We start from the raw sequence: 26349 nt of genomic DNA on the forward strand, positions 1-26349 counted from the left end.
CCAAGCCGACGCCGGCGTAATTTGCAAAGTTGCAAAATCGACGGTTCGGATACGCTATTTACACGTGGACCAGTGCCCCCTCGGAGCAGGGCGTCGCAAGTCTGATTGGCTGGAAGACGTCAGGTCTGTGCGTCAGATCGCGCAGCTAATGGCCGATGCTGTAGCCGCCCGCAGGATTTCTGGATCGCCCAGCGTACTCAGGTGGCGGACCATTTCGCTCACCGTCGTCCGGTTGGGGTCGATGCCGCGTCCATCGGTCAGCGTCGCGATCCGGCGAAGCTGCGCATTGCTCAGGCGATCCGTGAGGGTGCGCGCCATGCAGCCGGCCATCGGCTCGCTGAGGCCAGCGCGCACGAGCCCTGTGCGAATGCGACTTTCCGGCGTCGCGCAGCTGCTCAACAAAATGGCTGCGGGCAGGGCGAGGGCGGCAAGCGCGCGGGCGGAGGTGAGCTTCATGCGCGGGAGATTAGCCGGCCAGGCGGCTCATGCCTAGAGCCTGCGTTTCGGCTGCTCTGTCTTGGCGCACAGGCGGGCGCAGCAGCCTCGGTGTGCGTGCCTGCGTGCTGGTCAGCCCGGCCCCGACCGGTTACACATCCGCCGCATCCTCCCTGCTGGAATGCGCACCATGATCGAGATGTTTTTCACCCGTTTCGCCAGCCGCATGGCGAGCTGGACGGGCCAGCCATTTACCTTCGTTCTCGCCTTGGGCATCATCGTCATATGGGGGATCAGCGGGCCGCTCTTTCAGTGGTCCGATACTTGGCAGCTGGTGATCAACACCGGCACGACCATCGTGACCTTCCTCATGGTGTTCCTGATCCAGAATGCCCAGAACCGCGACGCGAGCGCGATGCAGGTCAAGCTGGACGAGCTTATCCGCGCCATCGAGTCCGCGCAGAATGGCTATATCGGAATCGAGCATCTCACCGATGCGCAGATTTGCAGCCTGCGCGATGCGTTGGAGAAGGAAATCGACGCGGTGCCGGAATTGATCGCCCAGCGCCAAGTCGAGCTGAACAGGCTGATCGAGCGGCGCTGACAAAGCAAAACGGGCGCCATTCGGGCGCCCGTTTTATGTGGAGGACTGAGCGCTTAGCTCGGCATGGCCTGTGGATCGACCGGCCAGGGATGGGCCTTTGCGGGCTTCGAAACATCCGGCGACGCCGAAGCATTGGCTTGCGCCTTGCCGGACGACAGCGATTTGCCGATCCCCTGCCGGGCCGTATCCGTCTCGGACGTCTGGCGATGTTCCGCCAGCTTGTCCTTCAGCTCTTGAGCGCGCTTGCGGGCGCGATCCTTATACGGCTCGAGGCGTCCCTCATCGTTCATCTTCTTGAGCTTCGAGCCGATGAAGGCGGCGACCGCTCCATAGAAAAATGTTTTCAGCATGATGCTCTCCTGATTTGCAAAATGTTGCGAAGTGCTGTCACGGCGTCGACCGGCAAGCCTTAACGGCAGCGCACCTCGCCGCGTTCGATGGCTCGACCAGCCACGGCGCCACCCGCAGCGCCGATGATCGTGCCGATCGTCTTGCTGCCGCCGGGCGCGATGATGTTGCCGAGAACGCCACCGGCAAGGCCGCCGATGATCGCGCCCCGCGTGCCGTCCGGCTTGCGGCAATAGTAGCCGCCTCGGTCGTCACGGTAGATCGGGTCATTGGCGCCCAGCACATAGCCATCATTGTTCGAGGCGTAGCCGGGGCCGCCGCCAAGGCCCATGTCGCTGCACCCTGCGAGGGTCATGGTCGCGGCTGCGAGCGCGATGGCCGGTGTGCGAAATCCTGCGAAAGTCATGTCCTTGCCTTTCTGTCGTCCTGCCCTTGTTGGCAGAGATAACGGCTGGAAGGCGAGGTTGTTCCGACGGCTCGCAGAACCTGTCCTGCTGCGCGCTCGCGTGCCGGATCAGCTCAGGCGATGTTCCAGCGTCACCTCGGCATTGAGCAGCTTCGAGACCGGGCAGGTCTTCTTCGCCTCTTCCGCGATCCGCGCAAACTCATCCGGGTCGATGCCGGGGACGGTGGCTTCCACCACCAGGTCCGAGCGGGTGATCGTAAAGCCGCCGTCGCCCTGTTCGAGCTTGACCGAAGCCTTGGTGTCGAGCGACCCGTCCGCATAGCCGGCGCGCTCCAGCGCGAAGGAGAGCGCCATGGTGAAGCAACCGGCATGGGCCGCCGCGATCAGCTCCTCGGGATTGGTGCCTGGCTCATCGCCGAACCGGGTGCCAAAGCCATAGGGCTGCTCCTTGAGCACGCCGGATTGGGTGGTGAGGCGGCCTTTGCCGGCCTTGCCCATGCCTTCATATTGAGCCGATGCTGTCCGGGTGGTCATATGCTGTCTCCTTGAACGCGTTGCGCAATATCGTTGAACGAACGCCCCCCGCGCTCGGTTGCCTAAAGGGCGGCGTGCCAGATCGTACCATCTTTGCTGGAGGATTTGGCGACAATGCATGGAGGCGGGGCGTCGCCCGCCAAAGATATGGGCCGGAGACTCCATGCGCTCCGGCCCATATGGGATCGATTGAGTGGACGATGCCCGCTCCTTACTGGCAGGCGAGAGTGCCGAGCCGGAACGTGCCGATGATCCGGGGGATCATTGGCAGGCGAGGCACTCGTCATAATCGGTGGACTCGCCCAGCTCGATCTTCTTGAGCTCGGCTGTGTTGTCCGCCTCCACGCCGCCCGCGAAGCCGGCGCGCTGGATGGACTTGGAGCGCAGATAATAGAGCGACTTCACGCCCAGCTCCCAGGCGCGGAAGTGGAGCATCAGCAGATCCCACTTCTCCACGTCGGCCGGGATGAACAGGTTCAAGGACTGCGCCTGATCGATGAACGGCGCGCGGTCGGCGGCCAGCTCGAGCAGCCAGCGCTGGTCGATCTCGAAGCTGGTCTTGAACGTGTCCTTCTCTTCCTGCGTCAAGAAGTCGAGATGCTGCACGCTGCCGCCCTTCTCGAGGATCGAGTTCCACACATTGGTCGAATCCTTGGACTTCGCCGCGAGGATTTTCTCGAGATAGGGGTTCTTGACGATGAAGCTGCCCGAGAGCGTCTTGTGCGTGTAGATATTCGCCGGGATCGGCTCGATGCACGCCGAAGTGCCGCCGCAGATGATGCTGATCGACGCGGTGGGGGCGATCGCCATCTTGCAGGAGAAGCGCTCCATCACGCCCTGATCGGCCGCGTCGGGGCAGGGGCCGCGCTCTTGCGCCAGCACCATCGAGGCCTCATTGGCCTTGGCGTTGATATGCTTGAATATGCGCAGGTTCCAGCTCTTGGCCATGGCGCCTTCGAATGAGATGCCGCGCGCCTGCAGGAAGCTGTGAAAGCCCATCACGCCGAGGCCAACGGACCGCTCGCGGCCGGCGGAATATTTCGCGCGGGCCATCTCGTCCGGGGCGCGGTCGATATAGTCCTGCAGCACATTGTCGAGGAAGCGCATGACGTCCTCGATGAACATCTTGTCGCCGTTCCACTCGTCCCAGGTTTCCAGATTGAGCGACGAAAGGCAGCACACGGCGGTGCGATCCTCGCCGAACTGGTCCTTGCCGGTCGGCAGGGTGATTTCCGAGCAGAGGTTGGAGGTGGAGACCTTCAGGCCCACGTCGCGATGATGCTTGGGCATCATCCGGTTCACCGTGTCCGAGAAGACGATATAGGGCTCGCCGGTCGCCAGCCGCGTCTCGACCAGCTTCTGGAAAAGCGAGCGCGCATCGACGGTGGCGCGCACGCTGCCGTCCTTGGGACTCCGCAGCTGGAACTCGGCGCCCTCACGCACCGCTTCCATGAACTCATCGGTGATGAGCACGCCATGATGCAGGTTGAGCGCCTTGCGGTTGAAGTCGCCCGATGGCTTGCGGATTTCGAGGAACTCCTCGATCTCCGGGTGCGAGACGTCCAGATAGCAGGCCGCCGAGCCGCGCCGCAGCGAGCCTTGGCTGATCGCGAGGGTGAGCGAATCCATCACGCGGACGAAGGGAATGATGCCGCTGGTCTTGCCGTTGAGGCCGACCGGCTCGCCGATGCCGCGCACGCTGCCCCAATAGGTGCCGATGCCGCCACCGCGCGAGGCGAGCCAGACATTCTCGTTCCAGGTGTTGACGATGCCTTCCAGGCTATCGTCCACGCTGTTGAGATAGCAGGAAATGGGCAGGCCGCGCCCGGTGCCGCCATTGGAGAGTACGGGCGTCGCGGGCATGAACCACAGCTTGGAGATATAATCGTAGATGCGCTGGGCGTGCGCCTCATCGTCGGCATAAGCCGCAGCAACGCGCGCGAACAGATCCTGATAGGATTCGCCGGGCAGCAGATAGCGATCCTTGAGCGTCTCCTTGCCGAACTCCGTCAGCAGGGCATCGCGCGTGGAATCGGTCACCACATCGAAGCGGCGGGCGTCGATGGTGTTCGATGCTGCCGCCTTCTTGGGCGCCTTTTCAGGCGCATCGCCTGTCCGCACAGTCTCCATGATGCCCTCGCTGGCCAGCGTTGCTTCTGCCAAACCTTCCGCCTGCAAATCCCGAAACTCCATGATTCAACCCCCAATGTTCTTGCTTCGTTCGGTTTCGTCAAGCCTTGGCCGGAGAGACCTCAAATTCGGATGTCGGCGGGAACTTCCGCCGGGTTACGCGCCTTGGCGCGCTATCCAGAACATCACGAAGCACAATCTATAGCGTAGCCCCCGGACCCCTAACACTATTGATAGTGCCACAGATGATTGCGGATGCAAGGTATAATGGCGATCGCGGGGCCGCATTTCATCGACGAAATGACTCGGTTGGGCGATGTCTGCTTATGCTGCAGTGCAGCGACGCGCGGTCCTGCGCGGGCTTGCCGGAAAGCAAGCGCAGAAAGCGGGCCGGAAAAATAAAGATGTGGAAAAGGCCGGCCATCGGGACGGGCCTGGCGACGTGCACCGAATGCGCGCCCTCGTGATGCTGGCAAATCCGCCGAGGCCGCCTTATGGATCGGGCGAAGAGTCAGGCACAGAGGATTGTCGGCATGTCCCAAGGCATCATCATGATCATCGGCGCAATCGCGCTCATCATTCTGCTGGTGTGGGTTTTCCGGTCACGATTCGGAGCGGCGGACCATATCGATACCTCGGCCACCACCGTGGGCGCGGTGACGGAAGCGGCACGCAACATCGCCGAAGAGGTCGCGCATAAGTTCGAGGGCAAGTCGGAACCGCAGACGGCCGCAGCCGCGACGACACCGATCCCGGATGACTCCCTCGCAGCCCCGGCCCCGGCGGCGACAACGCCCAACGCCATCGGCATCCCTGCCGCCGTGGGCGCGCCGGACAATCTGCGCCTGCTCAAGGGCGTCGGGCCAAAGCTCGCTGCGCTGCTGACGGAGCTCGGGATTACCCGCTTCGACCAGATCGCCGGCTGGAACGCGGCGGACATCGCGACGGTCGATGCCAATCTGGGCACGTTCAAGGGCCGCATCGTGCGCGACAATTGGGTGGAGCAAGCCGGCTTCCTTGCGCGCGGTGACACTGCCGGCTTCGAGGCGCGGTTCGGCAAGCTGAACGGCCCCGGCAACAGTTGAACGGACCCCCATTCTGACCGATCATCCTTCCAAGGCGGCGCCCGGCGTCGCGGCGCAAAGCGCGTCCGCCCCCTCGCACCTTCCGCTCGGGCATGTCCTGTTGCTGGCCGCGCTGACGGCGACCTTGCCCGCGGCAATCGAGGGCGTCTCGCCCGCTTTGCCGGCCATTGCGAGCGGCCTCGGCGCCGACCCCACTCATATGCCGACGGCGATGAGCGCGTTCGTGATCAGCTTCGCTATCGCGCAGCTGCTGGGCGGCATGTGCGCGGATGCGCTGGGCCGCCGGCCGGTGGTTATCGGCGGGTTGCTGCTATTTACGCTGGCCGGCCTGTTAGGGGCATTTGCGGAGAGCTTCCCGATGCTGCTTGCTGCCCGTGCGCTGCAGGGCGTCGGGGCGGCCGCAGCGGTGCTGCTGGCCCGCACGATGGTCCGCGATCAGCTTGGCCGGGAGGATGCCGCACGCGCTCTGGCGCTGATCGGCATTATCATGGGGTTCACTCCCGCGTTGGCACCACTCATCAGCGGCGTTCTGGTGGCGACAGGCGGCTGGCGTGCGCCCTTGGTCGCGCTGGCCGTGATGGGTGGTGTGCTGGTCATCGTGACGACCCTGCGCTTGCCGGAAACACTGGCACGCGAAGAGCGGCTCCCTTTTGATCTGCGCGCCTTGTTCCGCACCCTGTCAGGCCTTGCCCGGTCGCGCGCGTTGATGGCCTACATCATCGCGAACGCCTTTGCTTACAGCGGCATCCTGCTGTTTTCTTCCGCCGCGCCGCAAGTGATCATCGATTATCTCGGCGTCTCGGCTGCCGGCTATGCGGCAATGCTCTCGCTGGCGACGGCCGGGTTCATCGCCGGCAATTTCCTATCCTATCGTCTCGTCCGTCGCCTGGGCGTGGATGGCACCTTGCGGGTCGGCGTGCTGTTTCAGGCGGCCGGGCCGCTGCTCATGCTGCTCGCCGTCTCTGTGTGGCCGCACATATGGGTCGCGCTGGTGATCCCGCAGATGCTCTATACCATGGGTTGGGGCATCGTGCAGCCGCAGACGCAGGCCGGCGCCTTGTCCACCCATCCGCACAGCATCGGTCAGGCCTCGGCCTTGCTGGGTTTCGTCCAGCTCGCGCTGGCCGGCCTGATCGTGGCGATCTTTTCGCGCGTGACAGCAGGAGAGCCGGTTTCGCTCGCTCTGGCCCTGATGGTTTGCGGCGGCATGGCGACGGTGTGCGCCTGGCATCTGGTGCCGCGCCAACGCGGCTGAGCCTTCAGGCTGCGATGGTGAGCGGCGCAGCCAGCGGCGGCTGATAGATCAGTTCGATGACGCCCCAATGCTGGCCCGCAATGGAGAGCGGCGCCACCACCTGCTTGAACAGCCCGCTTCTGCCCTGCGCCAGCGGGCGCCGGCTTGTCCGCACGGTGAACGGCCGGGTCGTCCGCGCCAGCGCGCGCATGTGGGGCGCATTGAGCATCTGCCCCTGCTGGCCCTGATCGCTCGCCTGCTCCAGGGCCGCTGACGGTTGCTCCATCCCCTGTATGGACAGAGCAAGCGCGCAAAAGGCATTGCGGTCGAGGCAGTTGAAGCCGACCAGCCCCGGCAACTGCCGCGCACCCTCCCGCCAGCCTGCCGCGATCCGCGCGATCAGAGGCTGGGCAGGATGGCTGAACAGCGGCGGATTGCTGCCCGCCAGCGGCTCATAATCGTCCGTGAAGATCTGATCGGCCGTGATCTCGCCGGCTGCGATGGCCTCCTCGACGGCAGAGGCCATGGCCGCCGCCGCTTCGGACGCAAAGCGGATATAAGGCGAATCCGGGATGTCGACACCGCTTTCGGCGAGATACTGGAGCAGCTGGTTGGTGTCCTCGCTCACGTCGATGACGCGCGTGGATAGCCGCTGGAGGCCGATGGCATTGTCGATGGAAGCATCGGCGAGGTCGGAGAGGCCGGTGCGGATTTCGCCGACCGAGCCGAGGATAGCGTGGATGTTGGCCGACACCGCCTCGCTGTTGCCGGAGAGGCCGAGGATCAGATCCCGCAACCGCGCGACCAGCGCGGCGATCTCGCCCGAGGCGGCGTGGGCACCATTGGCCTTTTCCGCGCCTTGAGCGATTCGATCGAGCATGGTCTGCGCTTCGTTGCGCAATTCGCGGATCGATCCTTCGATCTGCTGCGTGGCGAGGGCCGTCTCCTGTGCCAGCTTCTTCACTTCCGCCGCCACCACCGCGAAACCCCGTCCGGCGTCGCCGGCGCGGGCGGCCTCGATGGCCGCGTTGAGCGCGAGCAGGTTGGTCTGGCCGGCAATGCCGCTGATCACCTTGCTGGTGTCGCTCACGCTGGCAAGGGCGAGATTGAACCCGTCCAGCCGCTCGTGAATGCGGGAGACCTGATCGATCAGATCCAGCACATTCTGCGAGGCGGAGGCAAGCTGCGTGCTCGAATCATCGACCACCTTGCGCGCGGTGCTGGCCTGCGCGCGGGCCTGATCGGCATTGTCGCCTACGTCATCGCCCATCTGGCCCAGCGCGATCGCGGCATCTTCGAGCGTTTCGAGCATGGATGCCTGATCGGTGACGCGGTCGGCCAGCTCGGCAATGTCCACCTGCAGGTCGAGCGTGCGCAGGCCGAGCGCGCCGGTATGCTCGGCGACATGTAAGATCGTCGTTTCCAGCCGGTTCGTCATGTTCACGCGCTTTTGTCTCCCGCTCAAAGGGCGGTTTAGGAACAAGCGGTTAAAATGACGTTGTGCAGTGCGGTATTAAGAGCCGCCGCGTCAACCTTGGGCGCCGAGCAGCGCCAGCACCACCGCGCTCACCACCAGCAGCAGGCCGATCACTTCGCTCCGGCGCAGGCGCTCGCGCAGATAGAAATGCGCGAAGCTGAGCGTGAACACGACCTCGCTCTGGCCGACGATCCGCACCAGCGCCACCGGTGCCGTCGCAAAGCCGGTGAACCAGCAGGCCGAACCGAGCGCGGACAGAAAGCCGACCTGCCCCGAGACGCGCCATGTCTCGAACACCCGGCGCACCTGTTCGGGCTCGCGCCACAGCAGGTAGCCGCCCTGCATCACCGTCTGCAGCGCAACGGTGATGACCAGCACCGTCAGCGCGGCCGAAATAGGGTCGGGCGTGGTCACGTCCATCGTCGCGCGCCGAATGGCGATCGCGGTGAGCGCGAAGAAGAAGCCCGATGCGATTCCGTAGCGCGCAGCGGGCTGGCCAAGCGCGCGCAGAAAATCGCCCGCGCTCATCCGCTTGCCGCCGGTCGAGAGCAGCATGACGCCCACCACGCCAATGGCGATGCCGATCCAGGCCAGCAGGCTCAGCCTCTCGCCCAGCAGCAGAATGGAGAGTAGCGCGCCCTGCGCGGCTTCCGTCTTGGAGTAGGCGGTGCCGACGACGAAATTGCGATGATGGAAGGCCATCAGCAGCAAGTTCGTCGCCAGTATCTGCGCCAGTCCGCCCAATGCGCTATAGATGACGGTGGCGCTGGAGAAGGCCGGGAACAGCCCGTCCCGCAGCAGGGCGTGATAGCCCAGCATCAGCGCTGCCGCGAAGGGCAGGCCGTAGAGATAGCGCACAAGGCCAGCGGCATTCACGGACATCATCTGCCCGACGCGCCGCTGCACGGCCGTCCGCCACGCCTGAAGCAGGCCGGCCAGCAGCGTCGCCGGCAGCCAGATCGGCGAAGAAATCAACGCTGCGCCCTATGCCGGGTCAGGTTCATGCTTTCTCCAGCAGGCCTTCCCGGGCGATCTTCTCCTGCCAAACGAGCGGCGCGAGCTGGTGGACGTTGTTGCCTTCGCTATCCACCGCGACGGTGACGGGGAAGTCCTGCACCTCGAACTCGTAGATCGCTTCCATGCCCAGATCCTCGAAGCCGACGACCTTGCTGCCCTTGATCGCCCGCGCGACGAGATAGGCCGCGCCGCCGACTGCCATCAGATAAGCGCTCTTGGCCTCCTTGATCGCCTCGGTCGCCGCCGGGCCGCGCTCGGCCTTGCCGACGCAGGCGAGCAGGCCCTGGTCGAGCATCATGCGCATGAACTTGTCCATGCGGGTCGCGGTCGTGGGGCCAGCCGGGCCGACCACTTCCTCGCCGACCGGATCGACAGGGCCGACATAATAGATGACGCGACCCTTGAACTCGACCGGAAGTTGCTCGCCGCGCGCCAGCATGTCCTGAATGCGCTTGTGGGCGGCATCGCGGCCGGTGAGCATCTTGCCGTTGAGCAGCAGGCGGTCGCCCTGCTTCCAGCTCTGCACCATCTCGGGCGTGAGCGCATCGAGATCGACGCGGATCGCTTCGGCGCTCGGCTTCCAGTCCACCTTGGGCCATTCATCGAGCTTGGGCGCTTCCAGATAGGCCGGGCCGGAGCCATCGAGCGAGAAATGCGCGTGGCGCGTGGCGGCGCAATTGGGGATCATCGCCACTGGCTTGCCAGCGGCATGGCAGGGCGCGTCGAGGATCTTGACGTCGAGGATCGTGGCAAGCCCGCCCAGACCCTGCGCGCCGATGCCGAGCGCATTCACCTTGTCGAAAATCTCGATGCGCAGCGCCTCGATATCCGTCTGCGGCCCGCGCGCCTTGAGGCTCGCCATGTCGATCTGCTCCATCAGCGCCTTCTTGGCGAGGTGGACGCAATGCTCGGCCGTGCCGCCGATGCCGATGCCGAGCATCCCCGGCGGGCACCAGCCGGCGCCCATTTGCGGCAGCATTTCAAGCACCCAGTCGACGATATTGTCAGCCGGGTTCATCATCTTGAACTTGGACTTGTTCTCGCTGCCGCCGCCCTTGGCCGCGACATCGACATGGACATGATGGCCGGGCACCATTTCGACATGCAGCACGCAGGGCGTGTTGTCCTTGGTGTTCCGCCTCGTGAAGGCGGGGTCGGCCAGCACGGATGCGCGCAGCTTGTTCTCGGGGTTGAGATAAGCGCGACGCACGCCCTCGTCGACGACCTCCTGCAGCGACTTGCTGGTGTCGTCGAGGCGGCAATCCATGCCCCACTTCACGAACACGTTGACGATGCCGGTATCCTGGCAGATCGGGCGATGGCCCTCGGCGCACATGCGGCTGTTGGTCAGGATCTGCGCAATGGCGTCCTTGGCGGCCGGGCCTTGCTCGGCTTCATAGGCGGTGCCCAGCGCGCGGATATAATCCATCGGGTGATAATAGCTGATGAACTGAAGCGCATCGGCGACGCTTTCGATCAGGTCGGCGGTCTTGATGGTCACGGTCATGGCGCGCGTGAGACTCCCGGCAAATGGCAAGGAAAGGCGGTTTGGATGCCGCGCGCTATACGCCTTTGCCCTGCGCAGGCAAGCGCTCGACGCCGTTGCGGCGCCGGCCGATCCGCGCAATAACCGCTCAGCGGCGCGCGCTCATGACGCCGCAGGCAGGAAGGATGCATCTATGTTCCGGATCATCGGCTATATCGTCGTCGGCCTCATCGTTGGCGTCTTCGCGCGCTTCTTCTATCCCGGCGCCGTGGACCTCGGCTGGATCGCCACGATCCTGCTCGGCATCGGCGGTGGCATCATCGGCGGCTTCGTCGCGGGGCTGATGGATGGCAAGAGCGGCAACTTCCGCCCGGTCGGCTTCATCGGCTCCGTGCTCGGTGGGATGCTGCTGATCTTCATCGTGCGATCATTGAGCTAGGCGCGGTCAAGCCTAGGAACCGCCTTGTATTCCTGTGAAAACAGGAACCCAGGGCACAACCGTTGTCCCCCGCCGCCCTGGGCTCCTGCTTCCGCAGGAGCACCGCGTCATCGGTAAGGGGTAACGCCGATTATTCGGCCGCGCTCGAACTGTTAAGTGGCGCAAACAGGGGCAGCGCGGCCACGTCATCCGGCGCAAGGGTGAGCCCGAAGACATCCGCCAGGCCCACGCGATACTTTTCCGGCGTGGTTATTTCGCGCACCTCGCGAATAGGCCCACGCGCGATAGACAGATCACGCTCGGTCAGCGCGGCAAAGCCGTCGGGCAGGACGATGCTGACAATGTGCAGGGTCGTAAAGCGCGAGGCCGCCCGCGTGGAGGTCCAGTGGTTGCACTGCTCCAGATCGATGGGTGCCACCGGATCGAGGTGAAACGCATATTGTGGTTGCCAGTCGTCGGTCTCAGCGCTGCGCCCGTCGGTAGAGGCCGTCGGGCCGGCGCGCTCCAGCAGCCATTCGCCGAGGACGTCGCCGGGCTGGCCGGTCCGGCGCAGGCGATGGCTGGCCCCGTCGGGCGTCGTGGCCTCGGCGCCGTCCTGCAAGGGCAGGGGCGGCACGAAACTGCCGCCAAATCCGGCATCGGCCACCCAAGGCTGGCCTTCGATCTCAAGCAGCAACAGCGTATGCGTGCGCGGCGGGATGTCGCCGGGCGCCGCGCCGAGCAACACCCGCGCGAGCAGCGGCCTGGCCGGCAGGCCAAGCGTGCCCAGCATGTCGGCAAACAGCCGGTTTTGCTCGAAGCAATAGCCCCCGCGCCGCCGGGTGACGAGCTTGTCGAACACGCTGTCCCCATCGATCAGGATCGGGCGGGCCAGGCGGACATCCAGATTCTCGAACGCGATGCGCCGGCGCTGCGCCGCCTGAAGAATGGCGAGGCCGTCGGCATCGGGCGCCGGCGCGGACTCAAGGCCGAGGCGGGCCAGATAGGCGTCGAGGCGGGCGGCGGCGGTCATGGCAGGCTCGCCCCGGTCAGGCCGCGTCGAGGCTATCGAGCGCCTCGCTGGCTTCCATCCAGCTCTGTTCGGCCTGTTCAATGGCGCCGTCGAGCTTGGCGCGCCGCTGCATCAGTTCGCTCATCGTCCGGTCCTTTTCCTGCGGCCCAGCCTTTGCCGGATCGAACAGGGCGAGATCGATCCGCGAGCGCTCGGCGGTGAGATCGGCCAGCGCTTTCTCTGTCTTCTTCACGGCCGCCTGCAGCGCCTTGTAGCGCTCCCGTGCCTGGGCATTCGCGCGGCGATCGGCCTTGCGGTCGTTCTTGGACCCGCTCTCCTTCGCCGGGGCACTGGCACCGCGCCCGAGAACGAAGTCGGTATAATCCTCAAGGCTGCCGTCAAAAGGCTGGGCCAGTCCGCTATCGACCAGCACCAGCCGGTCGGCGACCAGCTCGATCATGTGCCGGTCGTGGCTGACGATCACCACCGCGCCGGAATAGCTGTTGAGCGCCTGCACCAGAGCCTCGCGGCTATCGACGTCGAGGTGGTTGGTCGGCTCGTCGAGGATCAGCAGGTGCGGCGCGTGGCGGGTGATCAGCGCCAACGCCAGCCGCGCGCGTTCGCCGCCCGAGAGCGACCCGACCTTCTGGGTCGCCCTTATGCCCGAAAAGCCGAACCGCCCAAGCTGCGCCCGCACCGCGCCGGGCGTGGCGCCCTTCATCTGCCTGGTCATGTGCTCCAGCGGTGTGTCTTCCGTATCCAGCTCTTCCACTTGATATTGGGTGAAATAGCCGACGTTCATCTTGCCCGAGGCGTTCATTGCGCCTTCCATGGCCGGCAACTGCGCGGCGAGTAGCCGGGCCAGCGTCGTCTTGCCGTTGCCGTTCTTGCCGAGCAGCGCGATGCGGTCATCGGGGTCGATGCGCAGATTGAGGCGCTGGAGGATCGGGGTCTCATTGTAGCCGACTGCCGCCATATCGAGCGTGATGAGCGGCGGGCGCAGCGCTTCGGGATCGGGGAAGTCGAAAGAGAGGCTGGGGTCTTCCAGCGCAGCGGCGATGGGCTGCATCTTGGCCAGGGCCTTGGCCCGTGATTGCGCCTGCTTGGCCGTGCTGGCCCGGGCGCTGTTGCGCGCGACATAATCCTGCAGCTTGGCTCGCTCTGCCGCCTGCTTTTCGCGCGCCGATTCGAGCTGGGCGAGCCGCTCGGCGCGCTGCCGCTCGAAGGCATCGTAGCCGCCTGGATAGAGGGTGATCTTGCCACCCTCCAGATGCAGGATGTGGTCCACGACATTATTGAGCAGGTCGCGCTCGTGGCTGATCACCAGCACCGTGCCGCGATACTCCTTGAGGAAGCTCTCCAACCACAAGGTCGCTTCGAGGTCGAGGTGGTTGGATGGCTCGTCGAGCAGGAGCAGGTCCGGCTCGGAGAAGAGCAGGGCGCCCAGCGCGACGCGCATCTTCCACCCGCCCGAGAAGCTGTCGAGCGGCCGGTTCTGCATCTCTTCATCGAAGCCGAGGCCCGTGAGGATGCGGCCCGCGCGCGCGGGCGCGGTGTAGGCATCGATGGCGATCAGGCGATCGTGCAGGTCGCCCAGCCGGTCCGGATCTTCGCACGTCTCGCTCTCCACCAGCAGCGCCGCGCGCTCGGTATCGGCAGCGAGCACGGTGTCGAACGGCGTGGCGCTGCCGCTCGGCGCTTCCTGCGCGATATAGCCCAGCCGCGTGTCACGGGGCATGTCGACCGATCCACCATCGGGGTCGAGTTCCCCGATGATCGTCTTCATCAGGGTGGACTTGCCGGCGCCATTGCGGCCGATCAGGCCGACCCGCGACCGCGGCGGCAGGGCGGCGCTCGCGGCATCGAGAATGACACGGCCCCCCAGCCGCACGGTGATATCATTGATGGTCAGCATGGCGCGCCGTTAGCACAAGCGCAGCGCAGGTCGCCCGGAAAATTCTGACAGCCGGCCGTGTTTGCGGATCTAGCCGGTCCGCGCGGCCGTCTCCGTATCCCCCTCGCCGGGGCCAACGCAGTAGAAACAGAGCTTGTTCCCATCGAGATCACGCACATAAGCGGCGTAGAAGGCCTGACTCCCATCGGCACTACGCAGACCAGGCGGGCCTTCATCCACCCCGCCCATTTCGATGGCCTTGCCATGCAATCGCCGCACCTTCTCCCGCGTGCGCTGGCCCATGGCGACCATCGCCCCGTTTCCGGAGGTCGCCGGTCCGCCATTGAACGGCTTGGCGACGCCAAACATCGGTTTGCTCCAGCTGGCGCCCCAGGCCGCGATATGGGGCAGCTCCAGCAACCGCCGGATGCCGACACTGCCGAACAGCGCATCATAGAAGGCCATGGCGCGCTGCAGGTCATTGGTGCCCACCGTCGTGTAGCCGATCATGGGTGCCTCTCCGCCGGGATGCCGTCAGGCGATCCCGTTTCTTGCTGTCAAAGGCCGACCAACGGCAAATCCAGGTCGACCCGACAGACGATCTCCCGCTGATGCGGCCTTGCCGTACCGCAGCTTCATTTGAAACGATTGAACTTGGTTGCAAAGGGGTAGAGGCGCGGCGGCACCCAGTCTCTCAGAAAATGGTCGAACCGGACAGCAAGATCCTCCCGGTCGGTCGTGCCGGGCCGCGTCTTGAAGACTGTGGTCCGCTGCGGGAGTTTGGTCAGCCCCTCTTCGCTCGCGGTGTAGTAATAGGTGGCAATGGATCGCCGTGCGCGATCAGGGGGGCAGCGAACGGGGTCGGGCTGCCCATGGAAGCTGTCGAGCGACGTGTTGAAAATGACTGCGCGTCCGAGCACCGGCGCGATCCGGTGTTCGCACTTCGTCATCTTTTTGTCCCACAGTTCAAGATGGCCACCCCAATCATCGTGCCAGTCGTCGTTCAGATAGATCAGCAGGTTGAGGCGCCGCTCAAGCTTGAGGGGCTTGTGAATGTTGAAATCGGCATGAACGCCCAAATGGCCGCCGCTGCGCGTCTCGTGCAAACCCCCACCCATATAATATGGATCGGGAATGAGCCCCTTGATGCCGGTCAGCGCCTGCAGGAAGCGCAGCACGGCCGGGCTGTTCAGCTCTGTGACAAGATTGCGCAGTCGAGCGCCGGGAATCTGGCTTGGCGGAAGCTGCACCTTGAACCGCTCCTGGTCGCGATCGAAGAAGCTTTTGTCGCTTGTGTCAGGAAACTCGCCGAGCAAGCTGCGCAGAAATGGCATCGGCAGGAATTCTTCCATCACGATGTGAGGAAAGGGCGCGCCAGTCTGATAAGCTTCAGCGAGCTCGGTGCCCGCTTGCTTGCTGGCATCCTCGTCGAAGTGAATATAACCTTCATTCTCGATTGGCGTGAGTATTGCCATCACTTCCCCACTGCATTGCTCGTTTGATGTCGCTCAGGGTGCATGCCCCCCCGCGAGTCTAAAAAGGCCGTTCAAACGCGGATCGTCAGCCCTGTTCGTCTCCCTTGCAGGCGCCGACCCGCTTGGCATCTACTGTCATCTTCATCGTCATCTCGCCTGCGGCGTCCCCGCCTTGGGCCTTTGAGGCCATTTCCATCCGGTAGCGGTCGGGGGCATATTCGCCGTCCATCTTCATTTCCATGCGGCCCTGCGCGCCGCCATCGCATTTGAGTAGCGCGGAAATCTTACCATTTTTCATCGTGAAGTGATCATATTTGCAGCTCTTGTCGTGCTCGCCGGTGAAAAAGGCCTTCTGCTCCTTCACATCCTCTTCGGTCACACAACTGGTGAAGCTTCGCCCGGCGCCCATCTGCGCCTTCATGTGATCACGCGCTTCGGCCGGCAGACCGGGCATCTCGATCTCCTGCACCGTCATCTGGCCTTCCCACCGGCCGGGGCTGACCATGACGCCATCGCCGCCAGCAGCCGCCACTTGCTGCTGCACTTCCTCGGGCGTCGCGTTCGTTGCCGAGACATTCGGGCCGCTATTGCAGCCGGAGAGGACAAGAAGGGTAGGGGTGATCAGAAAAACTGCGCGCATGGGCATATCCTCGTCGCAAGGCCCGGCACCTGTGTGCCCAAGCTCGTCCGGCCGGTGATGGAGGTTTCGCCTGCGCGGGGCAAGCCCGAGAATAAGGCGCGGGGGGTCGGATCGGCCGCAAAGCCTGACTGATGCTCACCCCATATCATGATGGCGGGCCAAGTCATCGTCGATCCCGCTTTGTTCTTCCGCCCCATTGCCGCCGGCGGCCACAATCGCCATATTCCCCCTATGGCGATCCAAATCCGCACAAGTCTGGCTGAACCCCAGACCGACCAGTCCTTCGTTCCCCACCGTCCGGCACGCCCGGAAAAGGCGGAGGGCGGCAGGCGTTTCAAGCTGGTGAGCGATTATCAGCCGGCCGGCGATCAGCCGACCGCCATTGCCGAGCTGGTCGAGGCGGCCGAGGCTGGCGAGAAGGATCAGGTGCTGCTCGGCGTCACCGGCTCGGGCAAGACCTTCACCATGGCGAAGGTGATCGAGGCGGTGCAGCGCCCCGCGCTGGTGCTGGCGCCGAACAAGATCCTCGCCGCCCAGCTCTATGGGGAGTTCAAGAGCTTCTTCCCTGACAATGCGGTCGAATATTTCGTCAGCTATTATGATTACTACCAGCCCGAGGCCTATGTGCCCCGCTCGGATACGTACATCGAGAAAGAGTCGAGCGTGAACGAGGGGATCGACCGGATGCGCCACTCGGCGACCCGGTCGCTGCTGGAGCGCGATGACGTGATCATCGTCGCGTCCGTGTCGTGCATTTACGGTATCGGTTCAGTCGAAACCTATTCGGCGATGACCTTCAGCCTCAAGAAGGGCGAGAGCGCCGATCAGCGCGAGATCATCCGCAAGCTCGTGGCGCTGCAATATAAGCGCAACGATGCCGCCTTCGCGCGCGGCAACTTCCGCGTTCGGGGCGACAATCTGGAGATTTTCCCGAGCCACTATGAGGATAATGCCTGGCGGATCAGCTTCTTCGGCGACGAGATCGAGGAGATTGTCGAGTTTGATCCACTGACCGGCAAGAAGGCTGCGAGCCTCGATTACGTCAAGGTTTTCCCCAATTCGCACCACGTCACGCCCGGCCCGACGCTCAAGCAGGCGATGGAGGCGATCCGCCATGAGCTGACCGAGCGGCTGAAGGAGCTGGTCGAGGAGGGTAAGTTGCTGGAGGCGCAGCGGCTGGAGCAGCGCACCAATTTCGATCTGGAGATGATCGCGGCCACGGGTTCCTGCGCGGGCATCGAGAATTATTCCCGCTTTCTCACCGGCCGCCTGCCGGGTGAGCCGCCGCCGACTCTGTTTGAGTATCTGCCGGAAAACGCGATCCTGTTCGTGGATGAGAGCCACCAGACCGTGCCGCAGATCGGCGCGATGGCGCGGGGCGATCATCGCCGCAAGGTGACGCTCGCCGAATATGGCTTCCGCCTGCCAAGCTGCATCGACAACCGCCCGTTGCGCTTCAATGAATGGGACGCGATGCGCCCGCAGACGGTCAGCGTCTCCGCCACGCCCGGCAACTGGGAGATGGAGCAGACCGGCGGCACTTTCTCCGAGCAGGTCATCCGCCCGACCGGCCTCATCGATCCGCCGGTGGAGATCAAGCCGGTCGAGGATCAGGTGGACGACCTCATCCATGAAGCCAAGTTGACCGCGCAAAAGGGCTACCGCACCCTGGTGACCACGCTCACCAAGCGCATGGCCGAAGATCTGACCGAGTTCATGCATGAGGCAGGCCTCAAGGTCCGCTACATGCACAGCGATGTCGAGACGCTGGAGCGCATCGAGCTGATCCGCGACTTGCGCCTGGGCGTCTATGACGTGCTCGTGGGCATCAACCTGCTGCGCGAGGGCCTGGATATTCCCGAATGCGGCCTCGTCGCCATTCTCGATGCCGACAAGGAAGGCTTTCTGCGGTCGGAAACCAGCCTCATCCAGACGATCGGCCGCGCCGCCCGCAATGTGGATGGACGTGTGATCCTCTATGCTGACCGCATGACAGGCTCGATGGAGCGCGCGCTCAACGAAACGAACCGTCGCCGCGAGAAGCAGGTCGCCTATAATCTGGAGCATGGCATCACGCCGGAAAGCGTGAAGAAGCAGATCGGCGATATCATCGCCCATGTCGCCAGCAAGGATCAGGTGACTGTCGACACCGGCCTCGACGATGCGCCGCACATGGTCGGCCATAATCTGCGCGCCTATATCGAGGATCTCGAAAAGAAGATGCGCACCGCTGCCGCCGATCTCGAGTTCGAGGAAGCCGGCCGCCTGCGCGACCAGATCCGCAAGCTGGAAGCCGAGGAACTGGGACTCCCTGTCGATCAGCAGGTCACCGCCAATGCCGGGCGCTATCTTGGCCGCGCAACGGAGGGCAAACCCGGCACGCGCAAGATGCGCTATGGCAAGACGCAGCGAAAAATGGGGCGCTAGCCTCACAAGCGGTGGAGACTTTTCGCGGCTCAATTTCGTTTGACAGCAAGTAGACGAAGTCTACAAGCCGGCACCGCTGCGACACTCGGATTTCATGCAGGCGCATCCGCCAAGCATCGCTTTTGCTCAGCGTTCATTCATGCTGCTGTCCTGTAAGGTCTTCAGCTTAGAAAGCGAAGTGAACACAGGGTGTTGCGGCTGCGAGAAGGTGGGTATAATCCCGCTTGTCGATAGTGACTTATTCATGTAATACAGTTCGAGCTAAGGGGCGCCTAGGCGGCGAAACTCATGAACTATGAAGCGAACATGAAATACGGCGTGTCCAGTGTGGACCCGGAAGAGGCCGAGAGTCGGCAGAAGCGGCGGCGCCTGCTGCTGGTTGTTGGCGCGCTCGTCGCGTTGGCGGTTATCGCGATGCTGGCCTATCGATTCTTCGGCGGTTCGGGCGATCAGGGCGAGCAAGTCAGCCAGGTGGCAATCGTCACCGTCGCTGTGCCCGCGCAGGAAGCCGTGACGCGCACCGCCAATGCTACCGGCTCGCTGGCAGCGCGGGTGGATATGCCCGTCGGCGTGGTCGGCGAGGGTGGCCGCGTGGTCGCCGTTCATGTTCAGCCGGGCGACTGGGTTGGCGCGAATCAGATTCTCGCGACCATCGAACGCTCGGTGCAGGCCCAGCAGATTTCCCAGCTCGAAGCGTCCGTGCAGGTCGCTCGGGCCGACGCCAAGCTGGCCCAGAACAATCTTGATCGCGCCAAGGCGCTGGTGAGCGACGGGTTCGTGTCCCGCGCTGACATCGACCAGAAGACCGCGACGCGCGATGCTGCCGTGGCCCGGGTCAATGTGGCGGTGGCGCAGCTCAACCAGATGCGCGCGCAGGTCGGGCGGCTGGATATTCGCGCGCCGGCCGCAGGGCTGGTGCTCACGCGTTCGGTCGAGCCGGGTCAGGTCGTCTCCGGCGGCAGTGCCGTGCTGTTCCGCATCGCGCGCGCGGGCGAAATGGAAATGAAGGCGCTGCTCTCCGAAGACGAGCTGGCCTTGCTGTCCGAAGGCGCCGTGGCACGCGTGACGCCTGTCGGCATGACGCAGAGCTTCGAGGGCCGCGTGTGGCAGATCGCGCCGGTGATCGACCAGACGTCGCGCCAGGGCATCGTCCGCATCGCCGTGCCTTATAATGCCGCGCTGCGTCCTGGTGGTTTCGCCAATGCGGAGATTGCCATGGAGCGCGTGTCGGCAGCAGTCCTGCCGGAGTCCGCGATCCAGAGCGACCCGAAGGGCAGCTATGTCTACGTCGTCGGCAAAGATAATAAGGTCGAGCGCCGGTCGGTGAAGACGGGCGCCGTGACAACGCGGGGCATCGCCGTGGTGCAGGGGCTCAATGGTTCGGAGCGTGTCGTGCTCTATGCCGGCGGCTTCCTCAGCCCGGGCGAGACGGTCAAGCCCCGGCTCGCGAAGAGTGCAACGGACGGAAGGGCTGGCGGCTGACCGGCGACGCCTGACAGGGCGACGTCTAACGGACGACGTCTAACAGGGCGCCGCTGCTTGTGGCGGCCGTCACACGCTAGATTGGCAGGACAGACGAGATGAGTCTTCGCAACATATCGGCCTGGAGCATCCGCAATCCGGTGCCGCCGATCGTGCTCTTCATCGGCCTGTTGCTGGCGGGCATCATTGCGTTCAGCCGCATGGCCGTCGTGGACAATCCGGACATCGATTTTCCGGCCGTCAACGTCACGATCACGCAGCCGGGTGCCGCGCCGACGGAAATCGAAACCCAGATCACCCAGCGCGTCGAGGCGGCGGTGCGGTCGATCAATGGCGTCGATGAAATCCAGTCGACGGCCAGCGAAGGATCAAGCCAGACCTTCGTCCAGTTCCAGATTGGCGTCGATTCCAACGTCGCTACCCAAGAAGTGAAGAACGCGGTCGACCAGATTCGCAGCGATCTTCCCGATGGCATTCTCGAGCCCTTCGTCCAGAAGGTCGAAGTGGGCGGTGCCGAGATCGCGTTTTTCTCGGTCCAGGCCTCGGACATGACGATCGAACAGCTGAGCTGGTTCGTCGACGATACGGTGGCCAAGCGCCTGCTCGGCATCGAAGGCATGGCCCGCGTCGGGCGCGGTGGCGGTGTCGATCGCGAAATCCGCGTGACGCTGGATCCGGCCAAGATGCAGTCGCTCGGCGTTACGGCGTCGCAGGTCAATCAGGCGCTGCGTCAGGTGAACGTCAACGCGGCGGGCGGCCAGGCGGAGATCGCCGGCTCGCGCCAGTCGGTGCGCGTGCTGGGCAATGCGCAGGATGCCTACAGCCTCGGCCAGACCCAGATATCGCTGGGCAACGGCCGCACGATCCTGCTGGCGGACATTGCCAGCGTGACCGATGGCTATGGCGAGCAAAAGCGCCTGGCGAAGGTCGGCGGCAAGCAGGTCGTCAACTTCTCCATCGAGCGCGCCAAGGGCGCATCGGACGTCAGCGTCTTCGATGAAACGCTCAAGGTGTTGAAGCAGCTTGAGACGGAAAATCCCGGTATTCGCTTCTACCAGCGCTTCAACAGCGTGAACTATACCAAGAGCCAGTATAGCAGCTCGATGCACGCTCTCATCGAGGGTGCGGTGCTCGCCGTCATCGTGGTGTTCATCTTCCTGCGCGACTGGCGTGCCACCGTGATCAGCGCGATCGCCATTCCGCTCTCGGCAATTCCGACCTTCTATTTCATGGATTTGATGGGGTTCAACCTGAACTCCCTGTCCCTGCTCGCGCTCGGTCTGGTGGCCGGCGTGCTCGTCGACGATGCGATTGTGGAGATCGAGAACATCGTGCGGCACATGCGCATGGGGAAGACGGCCTATCAGGCCTCCATCGACGCGGCGGACGAGATCGGCCTCGCGGTGGTTGCAACGACGATGTCCATCGTCGCGGTGTTCTTCCCGGTCGCCTTGATGCCCGGCATCACCGGTCAGTTCTTCAAGAATTTCGGCTTTACGGTCGTCATCGCCGTGCTGATCAGCCTTGCCGTCGCGCGCATGATCACGCCGCTGGTCGCCGCTTACTTCCTCGAACATCATGGCGAGGAGAAGCATGGCGAGGGCTGGCTCATGGATCGCTATATGAGCCTGCTTGGCTGGGCGCTCGATGATCGCAAGGCCAAGGCTTATGCCCGTGGCGGCGGGCTGGGGCGGCGAATTCGCGCACGCTTCCTCGATCATCGCGTCTGGATGATGGGCTTTGGTCTGGCGGCCTTCGCCCTGACCGTCATCCTGCTCGTTTCGATGCCCAAGCAGTTCGAGCCCAATGCCGATCAGGACTTCAGCCGGATCAATATCGAGGCAGTGCCGGGCACCACGCTCCGGCAGAGCGAGGCCATTGCGGATCAGGTGACCGAGCTGCTGAACAAGCAGCCGGAAGTCGATACCGCCATGGCGAACGTCGGCGAAGGCAATGCCCGTATCTTCATCACGCTCAAGAAGGACCGCAAGCGGACCAGCATCGAGTTCGAGCGCGAACTGGCGCCGCGTCTCGCGGAAATAGCGGACGCGCGCGTCTCGTTCGCGTCCCAGCAGGGCGGGTTCGGCACGGGACGCGACATTTCTGTGATGCTCTCCGGCTCTGACCCGGCGCTTCTGGAAGAGACGGCGACGAAGGTTGCCGAAGAGATGAAGAGCCTGCCGGGTGTGGTGGCGCCGCGCGTCAATGCCGACATGCAGCGGCCGGAGCTCATCATCCGTCCGCGGCTCGATCTGGCTGCGCAGCTTGGCGTTACGACCTCGGCGCTCAGCCAGACGATCCGCATCGCAACGCTAGGCGATATCGACCAGAACAGCGCAAAGTTCTCGCTGTCGGATCGCCAGGTGCCCATCCGGGTCATGCTGCCGGAATCGGCGCGGCGCGACCTCTCGAACATCGAGAACCTGCCTGTCCCCACGGCGGGCGGCGGCACCGTGCCGCTCAGCCGCGTCGCCGAGATCAGCTTCGGCTCCGGGCCGACCTCCATTCAGCGTTATGCCCAGCAGCGCCGCATCTTCGTCGGTGCGGATCTGGCGCAGGGCGCGGTCAAGGGTCCTGTCATGGAGGCGATCAACAAGCTGCCGACCATGCGCAACCTGCCGCAGGGCGTGAGCAATCAGGCTGTCGGCAGCGATCGCTGGCAGGAGGAGTTGATCCAGAACTTCGTCATTGCCGTGACCTCTGGCGTGCTGCTGGTCTTCGCGGTGCTGGTGCTGCTCTACAAGCGCTTCATCTCGCCGCTGGTGAACATGTGCTCGCTGGCGCTGGCGCCGCTGGGTGGCCTGCTGCTGATGCTGGTGATGAACGAGCCGCTTTCGCTGCCGGTCTATATCGGCCTGCTCATGCTGCTTGGCATTGTCGGCAAGAACTCGATCCTGCTGATCGACTTCGCGCTGGAGGAGATGGACAAGGGCGTGCCCAAGTTCGAGGCGATCATGGAAGCCGGCCACAAGCGCGCCCAGCCGATCGTGATGACGACGGTCGCCATGACCGCCGGCATGGTGCCGACCGCGCTCTCGCTCACGGGTGATGGCGCCTGGCGCTCGCCGATGGGCATCACCGTAATCGGCGGCCTGATCCTCTCGACGCTGCTCACCCTTGCGATCGTGCCGGCGGCGTTCAGCCTCGCCGATGGCGTCGAGAAACGGATCGGCCCGTGGCTGCGCCGCCGGGTGCTGACCTATGACGGCAAGGGCGAGGCCGCTCAGCCAGCCGAATAAGCAGGGGTTTCAGGAACTCTTGTCGCTGGCGGGACTTCTTCCGGCAGCGGCTTGGTTCGCGTGCCGGGATGGACCTGCCGCGCGATGCCTTGCCGGATGACCCAGGGGCAGCACTCGGCTAGAGACGTCGCATGATCAAGGTTCCCGTCCATAGCGGCGTGCGGCAGATGCGCATCATTGCGACCGGGTTGCTGGTCGTGATGGCGATTGCCTATGTGTCGGCGCGTCGGTTCGAGGACCTGCATCCGGCTTTGGGCTTCGTCCGGGCGTTTGCGGAAGCGGCCATGGTCGGCGGATTGGCCGACTGGTTCGCGGTTACTGCGCTGTTCCGTCATCCGCTGGGCTTGCCGATCCCGCACACCGCGATCATCCCCCGCAACAAGGATCGCATCGGCGATACGCTGGCCGTCTTCCTGCGCGACAATTTCCTCACGCCCGCCGTCGTCGCCCGCCGCATGGGGCGGCTGGATGTCGCCGGCGCGGCCGGGCGCGTGCTGGCGGCGCCGGCTGCCGGTGATGGACGCTTGCGCCGAGGCGCCTCCCGCTTGCTGGCCGATTCTCTGGAAGCGCTGGATGACGAGCGGCTGGGCGGGATGCTCAAGGGCGTGCTGGTCCAGCGCATCGGGCAGCTCAATGCCGCGCCGCTGCTGGGCCAGTTGCTCGCCGCCGCCATGAAGGACGGGCGCCACCAGCCGGTGCTCGATGCGCTGATCCGCTGGGGCGCGCGGACGCTGGAAGCCAATCGCGAGCTCATCCGCCAAATCGTGCATGAGCGCTCGGGCAAGATCATGCGCTTCACCGGGCTCGATGAGACGCTGGCCAACAAGATCATCGACGGGCTGGACAGGCTGCTGCAGGAGGCCGCGGACGACCCGGAGCACCGGCTGCGCTCCAAGGTGGAGGAGGGGCTGGCGACCCTTGCGGACGATCTCCAGACCGACCCCAAGATGCAGGCGCGTGTCGACCGCATCCGCGACGAGATGATCGCCAACCCGGCCATGCAGCGCTGGCTGGATGGTATCTGGCAGGCCGCGCGTGAGGCGATGCTGCGCGCCGCGCGTGATCCGCAGGCGGCGCTCGCCGGCCGGATGGGCGAGGTGGTGCGCCAGCTTGGCGAAACGCTCCGTGACGATCCCGCGCTCAAACATGTGGTCAATCGTTTCGCCCGGCGCGTCGCGGTCGGCACGGCGGCGCGCTATGGCGACAGCATCGTCCTGCTGGTCTCCGAAACCGTCCGCAGTTGGGATGCGCGGACGATCACCGGGCGACTGGAAAATGCGGTCGGGCGCGATCTGCAATATATCCGGATCAACGGCACCCTGGTCGGCGGCCTGGTCGGTCTCACGCTGCACAGCCTCAGCTATCTGTTCTAGAAAATCCGCCCCTTCTCGCGCGCCGTGAGGTTTTATCCGTTCGTGGGTGACAAATGCGGCCGAGGGGATTAGGAGCGCGGCCGTGTTGCATATGCGCCGCCTTGTTCATTCGCACCGCTGCTGGGCTGCCACGCTGCTCGGCCTCGCGTTGCTATTCAAGGCGCTGATGCCGGCGGGCTTCATGCCCGTCGTCAGTGGCAAGTCGCTCACCGTCGAGCTGTGCTCGTCCGGCGGGGCCGGGCCGATCACGCTGCACATTCCCGTCGAGGGCAAGGACAAAACGCCGCAGACCCAATCGGATCAGACCTGCGCCTTCGGGGGCCTGACGGCTCAGGCGCTCGCCGCAACCGATCCGGTCGTGCTCGAAGCCGCGCTGGCGTTCATCTTCGCGACGGCCTTGCTGCAGACCGATCTGCGGCTGCCTCGGCATGAGACCTATCTCCGTCCCCCATTACGCGGCCCTCCGGCCAACGCCTGACAGTCTGAGCTGATTTGTCGGTCCTGCCGGCGCGTCGTTACGCGCGGGCATGTCGGAGTGCTTCACAATGCAAATTCCTATCATGATCGCGGCGGGTTTCGCCGCAGCTTTGGTGGCACCTGCCACCGCGCAGGGCGTCAAGAAGGACGGCCTCATCATCGATCGACCCTGGGCGCGGGAAACCGCGCGGGGCCAGTCTGCGGGTGGCGGTTTCCTCACCATCACCAACAGCGCCCGTGCGGATGAGCGCCTCACTGGCGGCAGCACGCCGGTCGCCACCCGCGTTGAAATCCACAGCATGAGCATGGAGGGCGGTGTCATGCGGATGCGGCCGCTCAAGCACGGCCTACCGATCCCGGCCGGCGGCTCGGTGACGCTCAAGCCGGGCAGTTTCCACATCATGTTCATGGGCCTCAAGCGCCCGCTGGTGCGCGGCGAGACCATTCCCGTCACGCTCGACTTCGCCCGCGTCGGCAAGGTGCAGGTCTCGTTCGCCGTCGAGGCCGTCACTTATGGAGGCAGCCATGGCGGACACTGATCCGCGCCGGCTGGCTCGCATTCGCTTGTGGCTCTGGCTGCTCGTGGCGCTCGCTGCCCTTGGCCTTGGTATTCTGCTGGCCCTACGGTTCGTCACCCAAGGTCCACCGCAAGTGATAGCGGGGGCGCCGGCCGATGTCGGCCGGCATTTCTCGCTGGTCGACAGGGATGGAAAGCCGGTCACTGCGCAGACGCTCAAGGGCACGCCCTATGCGATCTTCTTCGGCTTTACGCGCTGTCCGGATATTTGCCCGACGACGCTCAGCCGCATGGCGCATCTGCGCAAGGCGATGGGCAAGGATGGGGACAAGTTCCGCATCGTCTTCGTCTCGGTGGATAGCGGCCATGACAAGCCGGCCGATGTGGGTGCTTATGTCGATCTGTTCGGCACGCCCATTCTCGGCCTCACCGGTTCACCAACGCAGATTGCCGACGCCGCGAAGTCTTTCCGGGTCTTCTACCAGAAGATCCCGCTCGAGGGCGGCGACTACACCATCGATCACAGCGCCTTCGTCATCCTCATGGATCGCGACGGGCGCCTGCAATCCCTGCTGAGCGATCAGGACAGCGAAGATGCGGCCCTCGCCGAACTTCGCCGCCTGATCGCCTGACCCACCA

Annotated in this window: 24 protein-coding genes; 11 read left to right on the plus strand and 13 right to left on the minus strand. The window is 64.5% G+C overall.

The annotated features are described in order from the left end of the window. Positions 1 to 132: 132 nt before the first annotated feature. On the minus strand, positions 133 to 456 hold the full coding sequence (locus M2333_RS01550) for a hypothetical protein (protein WP_264610646.1): 324 nt from the start codon (positions 454 to 456) through the stop codon (positions 133 to 135). A gap of 169 nt (positions 457 to 625) precedes the next feature. On the opposite strand from M2333_RS01550, the gene M2333_RS01555 reads away from it, so the two are divergent. Continuing rightward, the gene (locus tag M2333_RS01555) at positions 626 to 1039 is read left to right on the plus strand and encodes a low affinity iron permease family protein (RefSeq protein WP_413716467.1); all 414 of its coding nucleotides are present in this window, start codon (positions 626 to 628) and stop codon (positions 1037 to 1039) included. 53 nt (positions 1040 to 1092) lie between these two features. On the opposite strand, the gene M2333_RS01560 is transcribed toward M2333_RS01555, so the two are convergent. The 4 genes from M2333_RS01560 to M2333_RS01575 all read right to left on the minus strand — a co-directional run bounded on the left by M2333_RS01560 (position 1093) and on the right by M2333_RS01575 (position 4457). Next, complete coding sequence (locus M2333_RS01560; RefSeq protein WP_264610647.1) at positions 1093 to 1389, minus strand: hypothetical protein; 297 nt, start codon at positions 1387 to 1389, stop codon at positions 1093 to 1095. 59 nt (positions 1390 to 1448) lie between these two features. Next, the gene (locus M2333_RS01565; RefSeq protein ID WP_181560327.1) at positions 1449 to 1793 is read right to left on the minus strand and encodes a glycine zipper 2TM domain-containing protein; all 345 of its coding nucleotides are present in this window, start codon (positions 1791 to 1793) and stop codon (positions 1449 to 1451) included. A 108-nt stretch (positions 1794 to 1901) separates the two neighbouring features. Continuing rightward, complete coding sequence (locus M2333_RS01570) at positions 1902 to 2327, minus strand: OsmC family protein (protein WP_264610648.1); 426 nt, start codon at positions 2325 to 2327, stop codon at positions 1902 to 1904. Positions 2328 to 2588: 261 nt separating this feature from the next. After that, positions 2589 to 4457 (minus strand): ribonucleoside-diphosphate reductase subunit alpha, encoded by a 1869-nt coding sequence (locus M2333_RS01575; RefSeq protein WP_181561483.1) that lies wholly within the window; start codon positions 4455 to 4457, stop codon positions 2589 to 2591. Positions 4458 to 4990: 533 nt separating this feature from the next. Here M2333_RS01575 and M2333_RS01580 point away from each other — a divergent pair. Next, complete coding sequence (locus tag M2333_RS01580; protein WP_264610649.1) at positions 4991 to 5542, plus strand: hypothetical protein; 552 nt, start codon at positions 4991 to 4993, stop codon at positions 5540 to 5542. 100 nt (positions 5543 to 5642) lie between these two features. Continuing rightward, the gene (locus M2333_RS01585) at positions 5643 to 6797 is read left to right on the plus strand and encodes a Bcr/CflA family efflux MFS transporter (RefSeq protein ID WP_264610650.1); all 1155 of its coding nucleotides are present in this window, start codon (positions 5643 to 5645) and stop codon (positions 6795 to 6797) included. A gap of 4 nt (positions 6798 to 6801) precedes the next feature. On the opposite strand, the gene M2333_RS01590 is transcribed toward M2333_RS01585, so the two are convergent. From M2333_RS01590 to M2333_RS01600, 3 genes are all read right to left on the minus strand, one after another. Beyond that, entirely contained in the window at positions 6802 to 8214 is a 1413-nt protein-coding gene (locus M2333_RS01590) for a methyl-accepting chemotaxis protein (protein ID WP_264612540.1), read from the minus strand. Between the two features lie 90 nt (positions 8215 to 8304). Continuing rightward, positions 8305 to 9228: an EamA family transporter gene (locus tag M2333_RS01595; RefSeq protein WP_264610651.1), complete on the minus strand. Its 924-nt coding sequence runs from the start codon at positions 9226 to 9228 to the stop codon at positions 8305 to 8307. A 25-nt stretch (positions 9229 to 9253) separates the two neighbouring features. Continuing rightward, positions 9254 to 10777 carry a fumarate hydratase gene (locus M2333_RS01600; RefSeq protein ID WP_264594070.1) on the minus strand — a complete coding sequence of 508 codons (1524 nt, stop codon included), beginning with the start codon at positions 10775 to 10777 and terminating at the stop codon, positions 9254 to 9256. Positions 10778 to 10949: 172 nt separating this feature from the next. Here M2333_RS01600 and M2333_RS01605 point away from each other — a divergent pair, with 172 nt between their 5' ends. Next, entirely contained in the window at positions 10950 to 11195 is a 246-nt protein-coding gene (locus M2333_RS01605) for a GlsB/YeaQ/YmgE family stress response membrane protein (RefSeq protein ID WP_181560320.1), read from the plus strand. A gap of 130 nt (positions 11196 to 11325) precedes the next feature. Here the strand turns inward: M2333_RS01605 and M2333_RS01610 are convergent, their stop codons facing one another. From M2333_RS01610 to M2333_RS01630, 5 genes are all read right to left on the minus strand, one after another. Continuing rightward, positions 11326 to 12207 carry an arylamine N-acetyltransferase family protein gene (locus M2333_RS01610; protein ID WP_264610652.1) on the minus strand — a complete coding sequence of 294 codons (882 nt, stop codon included), beginning with the start codon at positions 12205 to 12207 and terminating at the stop codon, positions 11326 to 11328. A gap of 16 nt (positions 12208 to 12223) precedes the next feature. Further along, positions 12224 to 14101: an ABC-F family ATP-binding cassette domain-containing protein gene (locus tag M2333_RS01615; protein WP_264579525.1), complete on the minus strand. Its 1878-nt coding sequence runs from the start codon at positions 14099 to 14101 to the stop codon at positions 12224 to 12226. 69 nt (positions 14102 to 14170) lie between these two features. After that, positions 14171 to 14590 carry a VOC family protein gene (locus M2333_RS01620; RefSeq protein ID WP_264610653.1) on the minus strand — a complete coding sequence of 140 codons (420 nt, stop codon included), beginning with the start codon at positions 14588 to 14590 and terminating at the stop codon, positions 14171 to 14173. A gap of 125 nt (positions 14591 to 14715) precedes the next feature. Further along, positions 14716 to 15555: a 2OG-Fe(II) oxygenase gene (locus tag M2333_RS01625; protein ID WP_264610654.1), complete on the minus strand. Its 840-nt coding sequence runs from the start codon at positions 15553 to 15555 to the stop codon at positions 14716 to 14718. Between the two features lie 85 nt (positions 15556 to 15640). Continuing rightward, a complete protein-coding gene (locus M2333_RS01630; protein WP_264610655.1) occupies positions 15641 to 16195 on the minus strand; it encodes a DUF3617 domain-containing protein in 555 nt (184 codons plus the stop codon). Between the two features lie 231 nt (positions 16196 to 16426). On the opposite strand from M2333_RS01630, the gene uvrB reads away from it, so the two are divergent. The 7 genes from uvrB to M2333_RS01665 all read left to right on the plus strand — a co-directional run bounded on the left by uvrB (position 16427) and on the right by M2333_RS01665 (position 26342). Continuing rightward, the gene (uvrB, locus tag M2333_RS01635) at positions 16427 to 18622 is read left to right on the plus strand and encodes an excinuclease ABC subunit UvrB (RefSeq protein WP_264612541.1); all 2196 of its coding nucleotides are present in this window, start codon (positions 16427 to 16429) and stop codon (positions 18620 to 18622) included. Positions 18623 to 18910: 288 nt separating this feature from the next. Continuing rightward, the gene (locus tag M2333_RS01640; protein WP_264575285.1) at positions 18911 to 20104 is read left to right on the plus strand and encodes an efflux RND transporter periplasmic adaptor subunit; all 1194 of its coding nucleotides are present in this window, start codon (positions 18911 to 18913) and stop codon (positions 20102 to 20104) included. A 98-nt stretch (positions 20105 to 20202) separates the two neighbouring features. Further along, the gene (locus M2333_RS01645; RefSeq protein ID WP_264610656.1) at positions 20203 to 23343 is read left to right on the plus strand and encodes an efflux RND transporter permease subunit; all 3141 of its coding nucleotides are present in this window, start codon (positions 20203 to 20205) and stop codon (positions 23341 to 23343) included. A gap of 131 nt (positions 23344 to 23474) precedes the next feature. Next, positions 23475 to 24716, plus strand: coding sequence for a DUF445 domain-containing protein (locus M2333_RS01650; RefSeq protein WP_264573347.1), 1242 nt, complete (start codon positions 23475 to 23477; stop codon positions 24714 to 24716). Positions 24717 to 24807: 91 nt separating this feature from the next. Further along, positions 24808 to 25194 (plus strand): DUF2946 family protein, encoded by a 387-nt coding sequence (locus tag M2333_RS01655; RefSeq protein WP_413716516.1) that lies wholly within the window; start codon positions 24808 to 24810, stop codon positions 25192 to 25194. A gap of 67 nt (positions 25195 to 25261) precedes the next feature. Continuing rightward, complete coding sequence (locus M2333_RS01660; RefSeq protein WP_264610658.1) at positions 25262 to 25732, plus strand: copper chaperone PCu(A)C; 471 nt, start codon at positions 25262 to 25264, stop codon at positions 25730 to 25732. Next, complete coding sequence (locus M2333_RS01665; RefSeq protein WP_264610659.1) at positions 25719 to 26342, plus strand: SCO family protein; 624 nt, start codon at positions 25719 to 25721, stop codon at positions 26340 to 26342. Before M2333_RS01660 ends, M2333_RS01665 begins: the two co-directional genes overlap by 14 nt. Positions 26343 to 26349 lie beyond the last annotated feature (7 nt).

Source organism: Sphingobium sp. B11D3B, from assembly GCF_025961735.1.
In the GTDB taxonomy this organism is placed as follows: domain Bacteria; phylum Pseudomonadota; class Alphaproteobacteria; order Sphingomonadales; family Sphingomonadaceae; genus Sphingobium.